Consider the following 18,426-nt stretch of genomic DNA (forward strand, 5'->3'; position numbering starts at 1 on the left):
GCCCGTGCGGCCGATGCCGCGAGGTAGGCGTTGACGACCTGTGAGGAGGTCACCATCGCGTTGGCCCCTGGCTGCCCGGGTACGGAGATGCCGTACTCGGTCTCGATGCCCATCACCCGCCGAACACTCATATCGTCGAGCCTATCGGGGTGTGCGGGGTGGAGCCATGGGGCCGGGGGTTCGCGGGGGGTGTGGCGGGGCACGCGGACGCGGCGGCCTCCCGTTCGGGGGGCCGCCGCGCCGGTGTCACGGTGTGGGCCTCGTTACAGGTACTGGCCGGTGTTGGCGACGGTGTCGATGGATCGGCCGGCTTCGGAGCCCTTGGTTCCGGAGACGAGGGTGCGGATGTAGACGATCCGTTCGCCCTTCTTGCCGGAGATGCGGGCCCAGTCGTCGGGGTTGGTGGTGTTGGGCAGGTCTTCGTTCTCGCTGAACTCGTCGACGCAGGCGGCGAGGAGGTGGGTGACGCGCAGGCCTTTCTGGCCGGTGTCGAGGTACTGCTTGATGGCCATCTTCTTGGCGCGGTCGACGATGTTCTGGATCATTGCTCCGGAGTTGAAGTCCTTGAAGTAGAGGACTTCCTTGTCGCCGTTGGCGTAGGTGACCTCCAGGAAGCGGTTCTCCTCGCTTTCGGTGTACATCCGCTCGACCGTGGCCTGGATCATGGCTTCGACCGTGGCCTCGGCGGAACCGCCGTGCTCCTTGACGTCGTCGGGGTGGAGCGGGAGGCCGTCGAGGATGTACTTGGAGAAGATGTCCTTGGCGGCTTCGGCGTCGGGCCGCTCGATCTTGATCTTGACGTCGAGGCGGCCGGGGCGCAGGATCGCCGGGTCGATCATGTCCTCGCGGTTGGAGGCGCCGATGACGATGACGTTCTCCAGGCCTTCGACGCCGTCGATCTCGCTGAGCAGCTGCGGGACGATGGTGTTCTCGACGTCGGAGGAGACTCCGGATCCGCGGGTGCGGAAGATGGAGTCCATCTCGTCGAAGAAGACGATGACGGGTGTTCCGGCGGACGCCTTCTCGCGGGCGCGCTGGAAGACCAGGCGGATGTGCCGTTCGGTTTCGCCGACGTACTTGTTGAGCAGCTCGGGGCCCTTGATGTTGAGGAAGAAGCTCTTGCCCTCCTGGCCGGTCTTCTCGGCGACCTGTTTGGCGAGGGAGTTGGCGACGGCCTTGGCGATGAGCGTCTTCCCGCATCCGGGGGGCCCGTAGAGCAGGACGCCCTTGGGCGGCCTGAGCTGGTGCTCGCGGAAGAGGTCGGCGTGCAGGTACGGGAGTTCCACGGCGTCGCGGATCAATTCGATCTGGCCGCTGAGGCCGCCGATCTCGTTGTAGGAGATGTCGGGGACCTCTTCGAGGACGAGTTCTTCGACCTCGGCCTTGTGGATCTTCTCGTAGGCGTATCCGGATCGCGGTTCGAGCATGAGCGAGTCGCCGGCGCGGAGGGGTACTCCGCGGAGTGGTTCGGCGAGTTTGACGACGCGTTCCTCGTCGGCGTGCGCGATGACGAGGGCGCGTTCGCCGTCGTCGAAGAGTTCCTTGAGCATGACGACTTCGCCCTGCTCTTCGAACTCGAGTGCTTCGACGACGTTGAGGGCCTCGTTGAGCATGACCTCTTGGCCGCGCTGGAGGTCGTCGATGTCGACGGCCGGGCTGACGTTGACGCGGAGTTTGCGTCCGCCGGTGAAGATGTCGACGGTTCCGTCGTCGCGGGTTTCGAGGAAGACTCCGAATCCGGATGGTGGTTGTGCGAGCCTGTCGACCTCCTCCTTGAGCGCCACGATCTGCTCGCGAGCCTCTTTGAGGGTCGCTACGAGACGCTCGTTCTGACCGGTTACGGCGGCCAGGTTGGCCTGTGCCTCATGGAGGCGTTCTTCCAGCACACGTACTTGGCGCGGGGACTCCGCGAGCTTGCGGCGCAGCACGGAGATCTCCTCCTCCAGGAAGGAGATCTGCGTTTGGAGGTCCCTGACCTCCTTTTCGTGCTGCGCCTTGCGCGCCCCAGCATCGTCACGAGCGGCCACGCCCCGTCACCTCCTCACGAAGAGAGCCGACGACCTACTGAGACCCTACCTATCTGGAGGGCTTCCGTAACCTGCCCATTCGGTGTTCGTGTCGTGCGGGGGTGTTCGGGGGGCATTGGGAGGGGTGTTGCGGGGGCGGTATGGGGCGGGGTGTTACGGGTCGTGGACCTGGGGGTTCGTGCTCGCGGGCGTGTCGTTGCGGGGGGTTTGCCGAGTTCGGTGGCGTTCGGGGGGCGGGACAGAGATGTGCCGTGGGGGGTGGGGCGGGGGCGGTGACGGGTGGGTGACGCGGGCGGGGGTGTGATCTACGCCTCGGTGTGCGGCCGGGCGTGGCGTGCCCGCCGGGCGCGGCGCTCTGGGCGCTATGTCCGGTGGCGTCAGTCTTGCGGTGCGGTGTCTCCCGGTGCCGCGTCCCCGGCTGCTGCTGCGCCGCCTTCCGGTCGGGCGCCCGCGGCGCCCTGTGCCGCGGCGCCGTTGCTCCGGGGGTGGGCGCCCTTCGCGGGGCGGCGGCGCCGGGCGGGCGGGGTGACGCCGTCGGCGAGGCGGCGCGCGGTGACGAGGAAGCCGGTGTGCCCGATCATGCGGTGGTCGGGGCGGACGGCGAGGCCGTCGACGTGCCAGGTGCGGAGCATGGTCTCGGACGCGTGGGGCTCGGCGAAGCCGCCGTGGCCGCGGAGGTCCTCGACGATGCGCGACATCTGGGTGGTGGTGGCGATGTAGGCGCAGACGATGCCGCCGGGGATGAGGGCCTTGGCGACGGCGTCGAGCGGTTCCCAGGGGGCGAGCATGTCGAGGACGACGCGGTCGGCCTCGGTCTCGGCGAGGGCGTGTTCGAGGGAGCCGACGGTGAGGCGCCAGGCGGGGTGGGGGCCGCCGAAGAACTTCTCGACGTTGGCGCGTGCGATGTCGGCGAAGTCGGGGCGGCGCTCGTAGGAGGACAGGAGGCCGTGTTCGCCGACGGCGCGCAGGAGGAAGCAGCTGAGGGCGCCGGATCCGGCGCCGGCCTCGATGACGCGGGCGCCGGGGAAGATGTCGGCCATGGCGATGATCTGCGCGGCGTCCTTGGGGTAGACGACGGCGGCGCCGCGGGGCATCCGGAGGGTGAAGTCGGTGAGGAGGGGGCGGAAGGCGAGGTATTCGGTGCCGCCGGTGGTGCGGTAGACGGTGCCTTCGGGGCTGCCGATGATGTCGTCGTGGGGGACGGAGCCCTTGTGGGAGTGGTACTGCTTGCCGGGCTGGAGGGTGATGGTGTTGACGCGGCCCTTGGGGTCGGTGAGCTGAACCTGGTCTCCGGGCCGGAAGGGGCCGTGGGGGACGCGGCCGGTTGCGGGGGCGGGGCCGTTCGGCCGGGGTTCGCTCATGGGGGTCAAGGTTATCGGCGGTCGGGGAGCCGCCGGACCGTCGCCCGGCGGGGTGCGGGGACGGGTCAGATTCCGGTGAAGGTCTTGTCGACGTCGGTGGTGGCGAGGACGCCGTAGAGGCTTCCGTCGGGTTCGACGAGGAGGTATTCGGAGGCGGGGGTGCGGCGGAGGGCCTCGATGAGGTCTTCGCCGGAGAGGTCGGCGGAGAGGGTGAGGCCGCCGTCGATGCCGCGGGACAGTTCGCCGGCGCTGATCCAGGGGCGGCGGTGCTCGGGGGTGGCGGTGACGGCCTTCTCGTTGACGAGGCCGAGGGGGCGGCCTTCGTGGTCGGCGATGACGATGGCGCCGGCCTGGTCGTGCTGGGCGCGGCGGATGGCCTCGGCGAGGGGGACGTCGGCGGTGACGAGGGTGGCGCGGCGGGCGAGGCCGCGGGCGTCGAGGTGGGGGATGCGGTCGCGGACGCGCTCGGCGCGGAGGGCCTGGGTGGCGCCGACCCAGATGAAGGAGGCGACGAGGGCGGACCACAGGAGGGCGAGCCAGCCGATGCCGCCGTTGGCGTTCGCGTCGGGGGCGGCGGCGCCGTAGGTGGCGAGGTAGGCGCCGGCGACGAGGCAGGCGATGGCGACGCCGCGGCCGACCCAGCCGGCGATGATGGCGCCGCTGCGGCTGCGGCCGGTGGCCTTCCAGACGGCGGCGCGGACGAGGCGTCCGCCGTCGAGGGGGAGGCCGGGCAGGAGGTTGAAGAGGCCGACGAGGAGGTTGGCGAAGGCGAGGGCGTCGACGAGGAGGAGGGCGACGTCGGGGAGGGGGAGCAGGATGTGGGCGAGGATGCCGAGTCCGGCGAGGACGAGGTTGACGAGGGGGCCGGCGAAGGCGATGAGGAATTCGCGGCCGGGGGTGGGGGCCTCGCGTTCGATGGCGGTCTCGCCGCCGAGGAGGTGGAGGGTGACGGAGCGGACGGGGAGGTGGAAGGCGCGGGCGGTGACGGCGTGGCTGAGTTCGTGGATGAAGACGGAGCCGTAGAGGAGGACGGCGTAGGCGAAGGCGACGAGGTAGCTGAGGGGGCGTTCGACGACGTCGTTGACCTGGCCTTCGAACAGGATGGTGATGAGCGCGGCGACGAGGAACCAGCTGGGCGAGACGTAGACGGGGATGCCGAAGGGGCGGCCCATGAGGATGCCGGGGCGGGGGCCGCCGCCGCCGGGGCCGGGGCCGGTGGCGGGCGTCTTGTCCTCGGTCGGTGGCGCGCTGCGTGTCACGTGACCGATGCTACGGCCCCGCGGCGGCGGACCGGCCGGTGGTGTGCGGGTCGCGGGCCCGTGGCGTGCCGGTGGCGGTGGGCCGCGGAGGGGCCGGTCCCGGGGCCGGGGGCGGTTTTCGGCGGTGCGGGATTTCGTCGTGGGCGTCCCCTAGTGTGCTGTGCCATGACGACGACCGAGGCGGGTAGTGCTGCGTCCGTTCCTCCGGCGGGCGGCGGGGCGGGGCCCGGGAACGCGCCCGGTGAGGGGGCCGCCGAAGGGGCGGTGGCGGTGGTGGGGTCGTTGTCGCCGTCGCGGGCGGGCGACTTCATGACGTGCCCGCTGCTGTACCGGTTCCGGGTGATCGACCGGCTGCCGGAGCGGCCGAGTGCGGCGGCGGCGCGGGGGACGCTGGTGCACGCGGTGCTGGAGCGGCTGTACGACCTGCCGCGGGGTGGGCGGACGGCCGAGGCGGCGGTGGGGATGCTGGGGCCGGAGTGGGAGCGGCTGCTGGCGGCGGAGCCGGAGCTGGCGGAGCTGTTCGCGGAGGGGGACGCCGGGGACGCGGAGCGGGCGGAGTGGCTGGGGCAGGCGCGGCGGATGGTGGAGCGGTACTTCACGCTGGAGGATCCGCGGCGGCTGGAGCCGGCCGAGCGGGAGCTGTTCGTGGAGACGGTGCTGGATTCGGGGTTGAAGCTGCGGGGCTACATCGACCGGGTGGACGTGGCGCCGAGCGGGGACGTGCGGATCGTCGACTACAAGACGGGGACGGCGCCGCGGGCGGATTTCGAGGCGCGGGCGCTGTTCCAGATGAAGTTCTACGCGCTGGTGCTGTGGCGGCTGCGGGGGCGGGTGCCGCGGTTGCTGCAGCTGATGTACCTGGGGAACGGGGAGGTCCTGCGGTACGAGCCGGACGAGGCGGATCTGCGGGCGACGCAGCGGAAGGTGGAGGCGCTGTGGCAGGCGATCCGGCGGGCGATGGACACCGGGGAGTGGCGGCCGCGGGCGGGGCGGTTGTGCGACTGGTGCGATCACAAGGAGCGGTGCCCGGAGTTCGGCGGCACTCCCCCGCCGCTGCCGGTGGTTCCGGGTGCGCGGCCGCCAGAGCCGGTGGACGCGGCCGAGCCGGCGGGTTCGACGCGGGAACGTGACGACCTGTAGTTCCGCGATGACAGTAGGTGAGGCTTTGTCATGTGGGTACGCCCGTGTCCTCCTTGGGGAGGATCGCGGATCCCCGTTCAGGAGGGCTCGCGACCTGGTGCGACCTCCTAGGGTGAGAGCGTGTCACCCCGCATCCGTGGTCTTCGTGCTTTCCGCGCCTGGTTGAGGACGCGTCCTCGGGCCGCCGACGCGTTGCTGGCCGTGGGCCTGCTGCTGGTGGGGCTGCCGGAGCTGTTCCTGGAGGAGCTGCCGGACCATTCGGGTTACGAGCAGTTCCGCGACCCGGACGTGCTGAACGCGCTGCTGGTCACGGTGGTGACGATGTCGCTGGCGTGGCGGCGGCGGCATCCGCTGCCGGTGCTGCTGTTCATCATCGGCGGTGAGCTGGCGATGGCGGTGGCGGGGTATCCGCCGTCGGTGGCGGACGTGGCGGCGTTCCTGATCGCCGTGTACAGCGTGGCGGCGCACCGGGGGCTGGCGCAGAGCGCGCTGGGCGGGGTGCTGGGTTCGGTCTATTTCCTGGTGTACCTGGTGCTGGCGCCGGTCGAGTCGTCGCCGCTGGTGATCGTGACGGACTGCGCGCTGGTGGTCGGGGTGTGGGTGCTGGGCCGGAACCTGCGGCTGCGGCGGGCGTACTTCGCGGAGCTGGAGGACCGGGCGGCGCGGCTGGAGCGGGCGCGGGGCACCGACGCGCGGGCGGCGCGGATCGAGGAGCGGTCGCGGATCGCGCGGGAGCTGCACGACGTGGTGGCGCACCATGTGAGCGTGATGACGGTGCAGGCGGGTGCGGCGCGGCGGATCATCGACCGGGACGCGGGGAGCGCGCGTGAGGCGATGTCGACGATCGAGGAGGTCGGGCGGACGGCGCTGAGCGAGATGCGGCGGATCGTGGGGGTGCTGCGGACGGACCGGGACGCCGAGCGGGAGGGGCGGGAGCTGGCGCCGCAGCCGGGGCTGGGCGATCTCGGGGAGCTGCTGGACAACGTCCGGGAGACGGGGCTGGCGGTGCAGCTGTGGATCGAGGGTGAGGCGCGGTCGCCGTCGCCGGGGGTGGACGTGGCGGCGTTCCGGCTGATCCAGGAGGCGCTGACGAACACGCTGAAGCACGCGGGCCCGCAGGCGCGGGCGTGGGTGCGGCTGTACTACGGGGATCGCGATCTGACGGTCGAGATCGAGGACGACGGGCGCGGCACGGCGACGTTCGTGGCCGACAACGAGGACAATCCGGGGCATGGGCTTGTCGGCATGTACGAGCGGGTGGCGCTGTACGGTGGCGAGTTGAAGATCGGGCCGCGGGTCGGCGGCGGGTTCGGTGTCCGGGCGCGGTTCCCGCTGGAGGCGTGAGCGTCGTGCGCGTTCCGCGGCGGCCCGGACGGCCGGATTCGGTCTCCCGGTGCCGGGAGGCCGTAGGTTGGGCGGGCCGTAGGTTGGGCGTGTGGCGCCGCCGGAAGGGCGGGCGCGCGGTGAGGCGAGGAGCGGGGACGATGGTGCGACCGGGACGCCGGGCGGGCGGTGCGGTGCGATGAGCGCGGTGCGGGTGCTGCTCGTCGATGATCAGCCGCTGCTGCGGACGGGGTTCCGGCTCATCCTGGAGGCCGAGACCGACATCGCGGTGGTGGGCGAGGCCGGGGACGGCGCGGCGGCGGTGGAGCTGACGCGGTCGCTGCTGCCGGACGTGGTGCTGATGGACATCCGGATGCCGGGGGTGGACGGGATCGAGGCGACCCGGCGGATCGTCCGGGACGGTGCGGCCGCGCACGATCCGAAGGTGCTGATCCTGACGACGTTCGACCTCGACGAGTACGTGATCGAGGCGGTGCGGGCGGGGGCGAGCGGGTTCCTGCTGAAAGACTCGCCGCCGGAGGACCTGGTGCAGGCGATCCGGATCGTGGCGGCGGGCGACGCGATCGTGGCGCCGAGCGTGACGCGGCGGCTGCTGGACCGGTTCGCGTCGCGGCTGCCGGCGGTGCGGGACGAGGCGCCGCCGCCGGGGCTGGACACGCTGACCGACCGGGAGCGCGAGGTGCTGGCGCACGTGGCGCGGGGGCAGTCGAACGCGGAGATCGCGGCGGAGCTCGTGGTGAGCGAGACGACGGTGAAGACGCACGTGGGGAACGTGCTGGCCAAGCTCGGGTTGCGGGACCGGGTGCAGGCGGTCGTGTACGCGTACGAGACGGGCCTGAGCAGGCCGGGCCAGAGCTGACCCGCCCGCCCCGGGGCCGCGGGCGGGTGGTGGCCGCGGCGGGCGCTGGGGGCGGTCTCAGGGTCGGACCCTGATTCGCCCCTGTCTTCCGGCGGGGCGGGACTACTCCGGTAGGACGAGTGCCGCGGGGCTTCTCCTGCCTCCGGGGGACGGGCAAGTCCGTTCCTGGGGTCCATCACAGGAGTTCGTCGGCCTTCTACTGTTTTGGTACGCCGGGCCGTCGGGGGCCAGCACGGCCCGGCCGCATGGCTCTGCTCACTCGACTACGGGAGTTTCACGTGACGAACACCGCCCCATCGACCGCCGGCGCGCACACCGTGCCCGGGGAGGGCGACTTCGCCGCACGCACCCAGGGGATCACCAAGGTGTACGGGCACGGCGACGCCCAGGTCATCGCGCTCGACGGGGTCACCGTCGGGATCCCCCGGGGCCGCTACACGGCGATCATGGGCCCGTCGGGGTCCGGGAAGTCGACCCTCATGCACTGCATGGCGGGCCTGGACTCGGTGGACTCGGGTGAGGTGTACATCGGCGACACCGAGCTGACCCGGCTGAAGGACAAGCAGCTGACCAGGCTCCGGCGCGACAAGGTCGGTTTCGTCTTCCAGGCTTTCAACCTCGTGCCGACGCTGACGGCGCTGGAGAACATCACGCTGCCGATGGACATCGCGGGCCGCAAGGCGGACCGGGAGTGGCTGGACACGGTGATCGACACGGTGGGGCTGCGGCCGCGGCTGAAGCACCGCCCGTCGGAGCTGTCGGGCGGGCAGCAGCAGCGGGTGGCGTGCGCGCGGGCCCTGGCCGCCCGCCCGGAGATCATCTTCGCGGACGAGCCGACGGGGAACCTGGACTCGCGGTCCGGTGCGGAGGTGCTGGGGTTCCTGCGGGACTCGGTGCGGCGGATGGGCCAGACGATCGTGATGGTGACGCATGACCCGACCGCGGCGGCGTACGCCGACCAGGTGCTGTTCCTGTCCGACGGGCAGATCGTCGACACGATGGCGGAGCCGACGGCCGAGCGGGTGCTGGAGCGGATGAAGGGCTTCGACTCGGGGCCGGCCGCCGCGCAGGGCCCGGACGCGCAGGGGCCGGGGGTCGCGGCGCGATGATGGGCAGGGTCACGCTCCGCAACCTCGCGGCGCACAAGATCAGGCTGGTGCTGACGGCCGTCGCGGTGATCCTCGGCGTGGCGTTCGTCGCCGGGACGCTGATGTTCACCGACAGCATGAACAAGCAGTTCGACGATCTGTTCAGCAGCATCAGCGAGGACATCGCCGTCGACGTCCGGGCGGAGAAGGTCGTGGGCGGCGACGACGACGGCATGTCGGCGCAGCCGGTGCCGGCGTCGGTGCTGGAGACGCTGAAGGGCGTCGACGGCGTCCGGGACCCGATCGGGAACGTCACCGGGTACGCGGCGGTCGTCGGCAAGGACGGGAAGATCGTCGGGACGCCGCAGAACGGCCCGCCGCAGCTCGGCGTGAACCTGACCGAGAGCGCGTTCTACGACCTGACGTCCGGCCGCGCGCCGCGGGGCCCGGCGGAGGTCGTCATCGACGAGGCGACCGCCGAGCACGGCGAGCTCGCGATCGGTGACACCACGCAGGTCGTCACGGCGGGCCCGCCGCAGCGGATGAAGATCGTCGGGCTGGTCGACACCGGGAACATGATGGGCGCGACGGTCACCGCGTTCGACACCCCGACGGCGCAGCGGCTGCTGCTGAAGCCCGGCTACTTCACCGACATCGAGATGAAGTCGGCGGGCCCGTCGGAGGCGGAGCTGCGCGACCGCGTCGCGGCGGCCCTGCCGCCGGGCCTGGAGGCGATCACCGGGACCGAGCTGCGCGAGGAGGCGCAGAGCGACGTCGCGGAGATCATGGGGTTCTTCCGGACGTTCCTGCTCGCGTTCGCGCTGATCTCGATCTTCGTCGGGGCGTTCATCATCTTCAACACGTTCTCGATGCTGGTGGCGCAGCGGACCCGTGAGCTGGCGCTGCTTCGCGCGATCGGCGCGGCCCGCGCGCAGGTGACGCGGGCGGTGATCGGCGAGGCCGTCGCGGTCGGGGTCGTGGGGTCCACGCTCGGGCTGGCCGCGGGGGCCGGGCTGGCGTCGCTGCTGCAGACGCAGATGGGCGACGCCGGCGAGGGCGGCCTGACCCTCACCGCGAACGCGGTGTTCTGGTCGTACGCGGTCGGGATCGTGGTGACGGTCGTGTCGGCGTACTTCCCGGCGCGCCGCGCCGCGAAGATCCCGCCGGTGGCGGCGATGCGCGACGACGTGGCGCTGCCGCAGCGGTCGATGCGGATCCGGATCGCGCTGGGGTCGCTGCTCACCGCGATCGGCGCGGCGCTGATCGCGGTGGGTCTCGCCGGCGCCGGCGGCAACCCGGCGGTGCCCGTCGGGGCGGGCGCGTTCGGGGTGTTCATCGGCGTGGCGATGCTCGCGCCGGTGATCAGCGTGCCGGTGCTGCGGGTGCTGGGCGCGCCGGCGGCGCGGCTGCTCGGGGCGCCGGGGCGCCTGGCGCGGCAGAACGCGCTGCGGAACCCGCGCCGCACCGCCGCGACCGCCGCCGCGCTGATGATCGGGCTGGCGCTGATCACGACGGTGAACGTGCTGGGCTCGACGATGCGGGCGTCGATCGACGAGCAGATCAACGCGCAGTTCGGCGCGGACTACCTGGTGCAGGCGCAGGGCGCCGGGGGCGTGAACGCCGAGGCGCAGCAGCGGGTGAAGGACGCGCCGGGCGTGGTGGCCGCGACGCCGACCTACGGCGGCGAGGTCAAGGTCGACGGCAAGGACGTGTTCTACGTCGCGGGCGACGCGAGGGTCATCACCGAGGCGGCGCGGCTGAAGATCGTGTCGGGGAGCGCGGCGGCCGGGCCGGCCGACCTCATGGTCGACGAGGACACCGCGAAGGACCGCGGCTGGGAGGTCGGGGCGGCGGTGCCCGTCCAGTTCCCGGACGGGAAGACCGAGCGGCTGACCCTCAGCGGCGTGTACTCCAGGAGCGACCTGATCGGGCCGCGGCTGATGTCGCAGGAGATGCATCTGCGGCACACGCTGAACCCGACCGTCGACATCATGGTGGTGGACACCGAGCGGGCCGACGCGGCGACGAGGACGGCGCTGGAGTCGGCGCTGCAGGGCTACCCGAACCTGGAGGTCGCCGACCAGGCGTCGCTGAAGGAGGACGCCCGCGGCCAGGTCGACGGGTTCGTGACGTTCCTGACGATCCTGCTGGTCATGTCGGTGGTCATCGCGGCGGTCGGGGTGATCAACACCCTGGCGCTGTCGGTGATCGAGCGGACCCGGGAGATCGGGCTGCTCCGCGCGATCGGGATATCCCGGCGGCAGTTGCGCCGCATGATCCGGCTGGAGTCCATCATGATCGCGGTGTTCGGGGCGGTGCTCGGCATGGGCATCGGGATCGCGTTCGGCGCGGCGCTGCAGAACGCGCTCGCCGACGACGGCCTCGGCGTCCTGTCGGTCCCGTACGGGACGCTCGTGGTCTACCTGGCGATCGCCGCGGTGATCGGTGTGCTGGCGGCGCTGTGGCCGGCGTGGCGGGCCGGGCGGATGGACGTGCTGAAGGCCATCTCCACCGAATGACCCGATGACCGCCCCGCGCGCCCGCCCGCCGAGCGGGCGGGCGCGCGGGGCGGACGCACGAGCAAGGCGCGCGCAAGGCGATGCGCAAGCGGAAGGCCCGGTCCCCTCGGGTGAGGGGCCGGGCCTTTCCGGTGCGGGAGGCGCGCCGGGAGAGCCGGCGGGCGGTCCGCGGGTCCGGGCGCTACTCCGCGGAGTCGGCGGCGGACGCGGAGCCCGCGTCGCCGGCCGCGGCCGCGCCGGGCGCCACCGCGGCCTTGGCGACCGCGTCGGTCGCGCTGACCGTGGTGTTCTCCGGGAAGTGGCAGGCGGCCTGGTGGCCGGGGCTGAGCTCGACCAGCGGCGGCTCGACCTGCTTGCAGATGTCCTGCGCCTTCCAGCAGCGGGTGTGGAAGCGGCACGCGGGCGGCGGGTCCAGCGGGCTCGGCACGTCGCCCTGCAGCCGGATCCGCTTGCGCTCCCCGCGCTGGGCCGGGTCCGGGATCGGCACCGCCGACAGCAGCGCGTTGGTGTAGGGGTGCATGGGCCGCTCGTACAGGTCCGTGCGGTCCGCCAGCTCGACGATCTTGCCGAGGTACATGACGGCGACCCGGTCGGAGATGTGCCGCACCACCGACAGGTCGTGCGCGATCACCACGTAGGTGAGGTCGAGCTCGTCCTGCAGGTCCTCCAGCAGGTTCACGACCTGGGCCTGCACCGACACGTCCAGCGCCGACACCGGCTCGTCCGCGATGATCAGCTTCGGCTTCAGCGCGAGGGTGCGGGCGATGCCGATGCGCTGCCGCTGCCCGCCGGAGAACTCGTGCGGGTACCGGTTGTAGTGCTCGGGGTTGAGGCCCACCAGCTCCAGGATCTCCTGGACGGCCTTCTTCACGCCCTGCTCGGCCTCGAGGTTCTGCAGCCGGAACGGGGCCCCGACGATCGCGCCGACCGTCTTGCGCGGGTTCAGCGACGAGTACGGGTCCTGGAAGATCATCTGGAGGTCGCGGCGGAGCGGCCGGAGCCGGCGCTGCGACATCTTCGTGATGTCCTGGCCCTCGAAGGTGATCTTCCCGAAGCTGGGGTCCAGCAGCCGCATGATCATCCGGCCGGTGGTGGACTTGCCGCAGCCCGACTCCCCCACCAGCCCGAGGGTCTCGCCCTTGCGGACGGAGAACGACACGCCGTCCACGGCCTTGACCGCGGCGACCTGCCGGCGCAGCAGCCCCGCGGTCACGGGGAAGTGCTTGCCGAGGTTCTCCACCTCCAGCAGGTTCTCGCCCTCCCTGATCGGACGGGGCTCCCCGGCCGGGGCCTTGTCGACCGAGACCTTCTCGGCCGGCGTCTTGGATGTGCTCACAGTCTCGTTACCACCCGTGCTCGTCACAGCTTCGGCCGGATCTCGTCGGTCCAGATCTCCCGCCGTCTGCCGAGCGGGAGGTGGCACGCCGCCTTGTGGCCGGGTTCGACCTCGACCAGCTCGGGCCGCTTGGTCTCGCTCTTGCCCTCGTTCAGGTCCCGGTACGGGCAGCGCGGATGGAACGCGCAGCCGGAGGGCACGTTGATCAGGCTCGGCGGCGACCCGGTGATCGGCAGCAGCCGCTCGGACCGGTCGCGGTCCAGCCGCGGCATCGAGCCGAGCAGCCCCCACGTGTAGGGGTGCAGCGGCCGGTGGAAGGTGGCGTCCACGGACGCCTGCTCCACGGCGCGGCCCGCGTACATCACCAGGATGTCGTCGGCCAGCTCCGCGACCACCCCGAGATCGTGGGTGATCATGATGACGGCGGAGTTGAACTCCTGCTGCAGGTCCCGGATGAGGTCGAGGATCTGCGCCTGGACGGTCACGTCCAGCGCCGTCGTCGGCTCGTCGGCGATCAGCAGCTCCGGGTCGCACGACAGCGCCATCGCGATCATCGCGCGCTGCCGCATGCCGCCGGAGAACTGGTGCGGGTAGTCGTCGACGCGCTGGTCGGGCCTCGGGATGCCGACCTTGCCGAGCATGTCGATGGCGTGCTTGCGCGCGACCTGCTTGGACACGTCGTTGTGGACCCGGTACGCCTCGATGATCTGTTGGCCGACCGTGTAGAACGGGTGCATCGAGGACAGCGGGTCCTGGAAGATCATCGCCATGTCGCGGCCGCGGAGCCGGCGCACCTCGGACTGCGAGGCGCCGACGAGCTCCTTGCCGTCCAGCCAGATCTCGCCGGACACGTTGGCGTTGCGCTTGTTGTGCAGGCCCAGGATGCCGAGGCTCGTGACGCTCTTGCCGGACCCGGACTCCCCCACGATCCCGAGCGTGCGGCCGCGCTCCAGCTGGAACGACAGGCCGTCGACCGACTTGACCAGCCCGTCGTCGGTCGGGAAGTGGATCTTCAGGTCGCGGACCTCGAGGAACGCCGTGGGAGCCTCGCCGGTGCCCGCGGTGTCCGCGGCGGGCGCGGTGCCGGTCATCAGGCCAGCCTCACTCTCGGGTCGACGATGGCGTACAGCAGGTCGACGATCAGGTTGATCACCACGATCGACGTCGAGGTGATCAGCGTGACCCCGAGGACCATGGGCAGGTCGCCGCTGCGGATCGAGTCGATCGCGAGCCGGCCCAGTCCCGGGATGCCGAAGGTGCTCTCGGTCAGGACCGCGCCGCCGAGCAGGAGGCCGAGGTCGAGGCCGAACACGGTCATGATCGGCGTCAGCGACGCGCGCAGTGCGTGCTTGGTGACGACGGTCTTCTCCGGCAGCCCCTTGGCGCGGGCCGTGCGGATGTAGTCCTCGTTCATCGTCTCCAGCATGCCCGCTCTGGTGAGCCGCGCGTACATCGCCGCGTACAGGAACGCGAGCGTGACCCATGGGAGCACGAGGGCCTGGAACCACTGCACCGGATTCTCGGTGATGGAGGTGTAGCTGCCCCCGCCCGGGAATATCGGTATCGAGTACGAGAACAGCGCCAGGGACACCAGGCCCGTGAAGTAGATGGGGAGCGACACGCCGCTCAGCGCGACGATCATCGCCATGCGGTCCCAGAGGGTGCCTCTGCGCAGCGCCGAGATGACGCCGACGGTGATGCCGCCGACGAGCCAGATGACCGCGGCGCCGACCGCGAGCGACAACGTCGCGGGGGCGCGGTCGAGGAGCGTCTCCAGGACCGGCTGGCTGCTGCGGTAGGAGTACCCGAGGCACGGGGCCGGGCAGTGGTCGGTGACCGGGCCGGCCTTGAAGTCCTTGCCGACGATGATGGCCTTGAGGTAGTCCGCGTACTGCACCACGACCGGGTCGTCGAGCCCGAGCCGTTCCTTGGTGTCCTCGATGGCCTGCTGGGTCGGTGCCTTGCCGACGTATCCGGCCGCGATCTGGTCGGTGGTCTGCCCCGCCAGCTTCGGCAGCCAGAAGAAGATGCCGAAGGTCACCAGGCTGACCAGCAGCAGCATGAGAAGGGCACCGATGAGGCGCCGGACGATGTATGCGAGCAAAATTCGCGGCCCAGCTCACCGGCCGGGCGGGCCTGGTAGGCCCGTCCCGGCCGGTGAGCGTCGCCTTCACCTGCCTTCAGAGGGACGCACGGACGAGCGGGGTGTTACTCCGACACGCCCATGTTCAGGTAGTCGTACATTCCGCCGTAGGAGAGCGTGATCCCGGCGTTGGTCACCCGCTCCGGCCGGTACATCAGGGCCTTGGCGTAGACCAGCGGAACGTTCGTCGCCGTCTCCATCACCATCTTGTCGACCTCGCCGTAAGCCTTGAGGCGGGCCGCCTTGTCCGGGTTGGTGATGGCCTGGTCGAGCGCCTTGTTGATCTCCGGGTCGTCCAGCTCGGCGAGGTTGGTGTTGCCCGAGGGCTTGATCGCGTCACCGTGGACGACCTGCTGCAGGAAGCCGTAGCCGGTCGGCCAGTCGGCCGCCCACGCCCAGATCATCATGCCGACGCCGTGGTCGTGGACGTACTCCGGCACGCCGGCGTACTTGTTGAAGTAGTCACCCGCGGGGAACTGGACGATCTCGGTCTCGATCCCGACCTTCTTCAGGCTCTGCTGGATCGCCTGGGCCATCGCGACTTCCTTCGGCCGGTCGGACCGGGCCGAGATCTTGGTCTTGAAGCCGTCGGGCTGGCCGCACTCCTGCAGCTCCTGCTTGGCCTTGTCGAGCGTGGCCTGGTCCAGGCCGCCGTTCTCGGCCTGCTTCTGCGGGTACAGGTCGAACTTGGTGTAGCCGTCGACCGCCGGGGGCAGGATCGTGGTGCCCACGTCACCGCCGGCGAGCGGGCCGCCGTAGGCGGTCTGCGCGGCGACCTTGTCGGTCGCGTACTGCACGGCGCGGCGGCAGTGCAGGTTGTCGAGCGGCTTGACGTTGACGCTCAGCGACATGAACCGCAGGAAGCCCTGGATGGGGTTGTCCACGTACGGCTTCTGGTCGTCGGCGAGCACCTTCGGCTGCGTGCCGGCCTGGACGCCGACGCCGGAGATGTCCATGTCGAGCGAGCCGGCGAGGAGCCGCTGGTCGATGTCGTCCGCGTTCTGCTTGGCCTGGACCTCGATCGTGTCGGGCAGCGCCTTGCGGATCGGGTCGGTGTTGGCGTCCCAGTGGGGGTTGCGGGACAGCGTCATCGACTTGCCGCGCGTGTAGTTGTCGACCTTGTACGGGCCGCTGGAGACCATGGCGTTCTCGTACTTCAGGCCGGTGTCCTTGGCCTTCGGCACCGGCATGGTCTGCGACATCGCGACCAGGTAGTCGAACTCCTGGAACGGCTCCTTCAGGTGGAACACGATCGTCTGGTCGTCCGGCGTCTCGATGGACTCCAGGCCCTTGTCGCCCTTGTCCTTGTAGGGGCCCTTGTACGCCGGGTCGTTGTCGACCAGGTACTGCTTGAAGTACTTCGGCCCGAGCTGCAGCTCCTCGGTGTAGTTGCTGCGCTCCACCGCGTACTTGACGTCCTTGGACGTGACGGTGGTGCCGTCGTCGTACTTGACGCCCGTGCGCAGCTTGTAGGTCCAGGTCTTGCCGCCGTCACTGGCCTGCCCGAGGTCGGTCGCCAGGTCGGGGATGACCTCCAGGCTCTCCTTGCCCGCGCCCGGCTTGAACGTCGTCAGCGCGCGGCCGTACAGGCGGGCGAAGTTCTGCGAGAAGGCGTAGTAGGTGTTGCCCGGGTCCGGGGAGTCCCAGTCGTCGGAGTGGGCGAGCTTCAGCGTGCCGCCCTTCTTGTCCGACTGGTTGACGACCTCGTTGACGCCGGCGTTCCAGCCGGGGCCGTCCCCTCCCGTGGAATCGCCGCCGCCGCAGGCGGCGAGCGAGGCCGCGAGGACCCCGGCCGCGAGCACCGCGAGCGGTCTCATCTTGTTCATGTGCAGGCGCACCCTTTCAGTTAGGCGGGTCGGATGAACCCGAATCACTTGGCCCGAGGGTCGAGAGCGTCCCGGAGCCCGTCACCGAACAGGTTGAAGGCGAGGACGGTGATGAAGATCGCCATACCTGGAATGATCATGAACATCGGGTCCGAGGAGTAGATCGGCACCGCGAGCGTCAGCATGCCGCCCCACGACGGGGTCGGCGGGATGACGCCGACGCCGAGGAACGACAGCGCCGCCTCGAACAGGATGTTCACCGGGATCAGCAGCGTCGCGTACACGAGGATCGGCGCGACCAGGTTCGGCAGGATCTCCTTGAACAGGACATAGGAGTTGCTGGCGCCCATGCTGCGCGCGGCGTCGACGAACTCGCGTTCGCGCAGCGAGAGCGTCTGGCCGCGGATGATGCGGCCGATGTACGGCCAGTTGAAGAAGCCGATGACGATGACCAGGACCGACACGCGCAGCCCGTTGCCGGTCATCCCGAACGCCCCGTCCGCGACGACGCCGACCAGCGCGATCGCGAACAGCAGCAGCGGGAAGGCCAGGAACGCGTCCATGGCGCGGCTGATGATGTAGTCGACCCAGCCGCCGAAGTAGCCGGCGATGACGCCGGCCACGGTGCCGATGACCACCGACATCAGCGTGGCCAGGAACGACACCAGCAGCGAGATCCGGGCGCCGTGCACGATGCGGGCCAGCATGTCGCGGCCGGTGCCCGGCTCCACGCCGAGCGGGTGGTCCATGCTGATGCCCGAGTGCCAGAAACCGTACTTGGGACGGTTGTAGGTCGGGTCGATCAGGTTCTGGTGGTAGGTCAGCGGGTTCTGCACGAAGTACGGGCCGAAGATCGCGATCAGGATCAGCAGGATCACCACGACGGCGCCGGTGAGCGCGATCTTGTCGCGCTTGAGCCGCATCCAGGCGATCTGCCCCAGGGAGCGCCCCTGGATCTTCTTGCGGTCGACGCCCGAGAGCACCGCTTCCGGATGCGCCTCGGTGTCGGACCCGCTCACCTCGATGGGTGCGGCCACGCTCCATACCTCCTACCGTCCGGCCACTGGTTCGGCCCTGCCGCCGGCGCTGGGCCGGCCGGCGCCGGAGATCATCCGCCGCCCCGTACTCGGCACGCCGCGTTCGCTGAAGGGAAACGTAGTCCTTCGACCACGACTGTCCATCCGTGTGAGGACCTATGCCAGTACCCGTATCTGACTTGTGATCTCGTCGTCATCTGGGCAACACGCGGAGCGACAGCACTTCCGACAAACCGCCCGAATAGTACGTTCGGGACAGGACCGACAGGGGCCTCGATCCGGTCTAGACCGGGAAGCTTTACCGTTCCGAGTCCGTTCCGATATCGATTCTCCGCAGGTCAGCGTCCCGGCGGACACAATCCCCGGCATCCCCCGTCCCGGCACGCCCCAACCGCCACAGGCGTCACAGCGATGGCCCACGGCGCGGGCATCAGGCAGCGGGCTCGGGCGCGGGAAGCGGGCGGCACACGCGAACGGGGGGGCGGGG

14 protein-coding genes are annotated in these 18,426 nt (G+C 70.7%); 5 read left to right on the forward strand and 9 right to left on the reverse strand.

Annotated features, from left to right (window positions below; translation table 11 throughout):
• The 4 genes from IEZ03_RS37610 to IEZ03_RS05760 all read right to left on the reverse strand — a co-directional run.
• Positions 1-131: proteasome accessory factor PafA2 family protein (locus IEZ03_RS37610; protein ID WP_229808075.1), on the reverse strand; the 131-nt coding region annotated here is incomplete at its 3' end.
• Positions 132-263: 132 nt separating this feature from the next.
• Positions 264-2,027, reverse strand: a complete 1,764-nt coding sequence (arc, locus tag IEZ03_RS05750; RefSeq protein WP_184884728.1) for a proteasome ATPase — start codon at positions 2,025-2,027, stop codon at positions 264-266.
• 377 nt (positions 2,028-2,404) lie between these two features.
• Positions 2,405-3,388 carry a tRNA (adenine-N1)-methyltransferase gene (locus IEZ03_RS05755; RefSeq protein WP_184884730.1) on the reverse strand — a complete coding sequence of 328 codons (984 nt, stop codon included), beginning with the start codon at positions 3,386-3,388 and terminating at the stop codon, positions 2,405-2,407.
• A gap of 65 nt (positions 3,389-3,453) precedes the next feature.
• Positions 3,454-4,647, reverse strand: a complete 1,194-nt coding sequence (locus tag IEZ03_RS05760) for a site-2 protease family protein (RefSeq protein WP_308427949.1) — start codon at positions 4,645-4,647, stop codon at positions 3,454-3,456.
• 165 nt (positions 4,648-4,812) lie between these two features.
• On the opposite strand from IEZ03_RS05760, the gene IEZ03_RS05765 reads away from it, so the two are divergent.
• The 5 genes from IEZ03_RS05765 (at position 4,813) to IEZ03_RS05785 (ending at position 11,597) form a co-directional block, all read left to right on the forward strand.
• Positions 4,813-5,787, forward strand: coding sequence for a RecB family exonuclease (locus IEZ03_RS05765; protein WP_184884732.1), 975 nt, complete (start codon positions 4,813-4,815; stop codon positions 5,785-5,787).
• A 162-nt stretch (positions 5,788-5,949) separates the two neighbouring features.
• Positions 5,950-7,131, forward strand: a complete 1,182-nt coding sequence (locus tag IEZ03_RS38510; RefSeq protein WP_221480737.1) for a sensor histidine kinase — start codon at positions 5,950-5,952, stop codon at positions 7,129-7,131.
• 178 nt (positions 7,132-7,309) lie between these two features.
• Positions 7,310-7,990: a response regulator gene (locus IEZ03_RS05775; RefSeq protein WP_189241161.1), complete on the forward strand. Its 681-nt coding sequence runs from the start codon at positions 7,310-7,312 to the stop codon at positions 7,988-7,990.
• A gap of 278 nt (positions 7,991-8,268) precedes the next feature.
• Complete coding sequence (locus tag IEZ03_RS05780; RefSeq protein ID WP_229808041.1) at positions 8,269-9,099, forward strand: ABC transporter ATP-binding protein; 831 nt, start codon at positions 8,269-8,271, stop codon at positions 9,097-9,099.
• Positions 9,096-11,597, forward strand: a complete 2,502-nt coding sequence (locus tag IEZ03_RS05785; RefSeq protein WP_229808042.1) for an ABC transporter permease — start codon at positions 9,096-9,098, stop codon at positions 11,595-11,597. The genes IEZ03_RS05780 and IEZ03_RS05785 overlap by 4 nt, the downstream gene beginning before the upstream one ends.
• A 181-nt stretch (positions 11,598-11,778) precedes the next feature.
• On the opposite strand, the gene IEZ03_RS05790 is transcribed toward IEZ03_RS05785, so the two are convergent.
• The 5 genes from IEZ03_RS05790 to IEZ03_RS05810 form a co-directional block, all read right to left on the reverse strand.
• Positions 11,779-12,933: an ABC transporter ATP-binding protein gene (locus tag IEZ03_RS05790; protein WP_373293531.1), complete on the reverse strand. Its 1,155-nt coding sequence runs from the start codon at positions 12,931-12,933 to the stop codon at positions 11,779-11,781.
• A 23-nt stretch (positions 12,934-12,956) separates the two neighbouring features.
• Entirely contained in the window at positions 12,957-14,024 is a 1,068-nt protein-coding gene (locus tag IEZ03_RS05795; protein ID WP_184884738.1) for an ABC transporter ATP-binding protein, read from the reverse strand.
• Positions 14,024-15,037 carry an ABC transporter permease gene (locus IEZ03_RS05800; RefSeq protein WP_184884740.1) on the reverse strand — a complete coding sequence of 338 codons (1,014 nt, stop codon included), beginning with the start codon at positions 15,035-15,037 and terminating at the stop codon, positions 14,024-14,026. The genes IEZ03_RS05795 and IEZ03_RS05800 overlap by 1 nt, the downstream gene beginning before the upstream one ends.
• Positions 15,038-15,141: 104 nt before the next feature.
• Positions 15,142-16,902, reverse strand: a complete 1,761-nt coding sequence (locus IEZ03_RS05805; protein WP_221480738.1) for an ABC transporter substrate-binding protein — start codon at positions 16,900-16,902, stop codon at positions 15,142-15,144.
• Positions 16,903-16,946: 44 nt separating this feature from the next.
• Positions 16,947-17,939 carry an ABC transporter permease gene (locus tag IEZ03_RS05810; protein ID WP_184884742.1) on the reverse strand — a complete coding sequence of 331 codons (993 nt, stop codon included), beginning with the start codon at positions 17,937-17,939 and terminating at the stop codon, positions 16,947-16,949.
• Between the last annotated feature and the right edge of the window lie 487 nt (positions 17,940-18,426).

The organism is Actinomadura livida (assembly GCF_014648675.1).
In the GTDB taxonomy this organism is placed as follows: Bacteria; Actinomycetota; Actinomycetes; order Streptosporangiales; family Streptosporangiaceae; genus Spirillospora; species Spirillospora livida.

Coding starts and splice junctions, on each gene's coding strand:
- IEZ03_RS05755 (WP_184884730.1), bottom strand. CDS start 3,388: ATGAGCGAACCCCGGCCGAACGGCCCCGCCCCCGCAACCGGCCGCGTC.
- IEZ03_RS05765 (WP_184884732.1), top strand. CDS start 4,813: ATGACGACGACCGAGGCGGGTAGTGCTGCGTCCGTTCCTCCGGCGGGC.
- IEZ03_RS05775 (WP_189241161.1), top strand. CDS start 7,310: ATGAGCGCGGTGCGGGTGCTGCTCGTCGATGATCAGCCGCTGCTGCGG.
- IEZ03_RS05785 (WP_229808042.1), top strand. CDS start 9,096: ATGATGGGCAGGGTCACGCTCCGCAACCTCGCGGCGCACAAGATCAGG.
- IEZ03_RS05795 (WP_184884738.1), bottom strand. CDS start 14,024: ATGACCGGCACCGCGCCCGCCGCGGACACCGCGGGCACCGGCGAGGCT.
- IEZ03_RS05805 (WP_221480738.1), bottom strand. CDS start 16,902: ATGAACAAGATGAGACCGCTCGCGGTGCTCGCGGCCGGGGTCCTCGCG.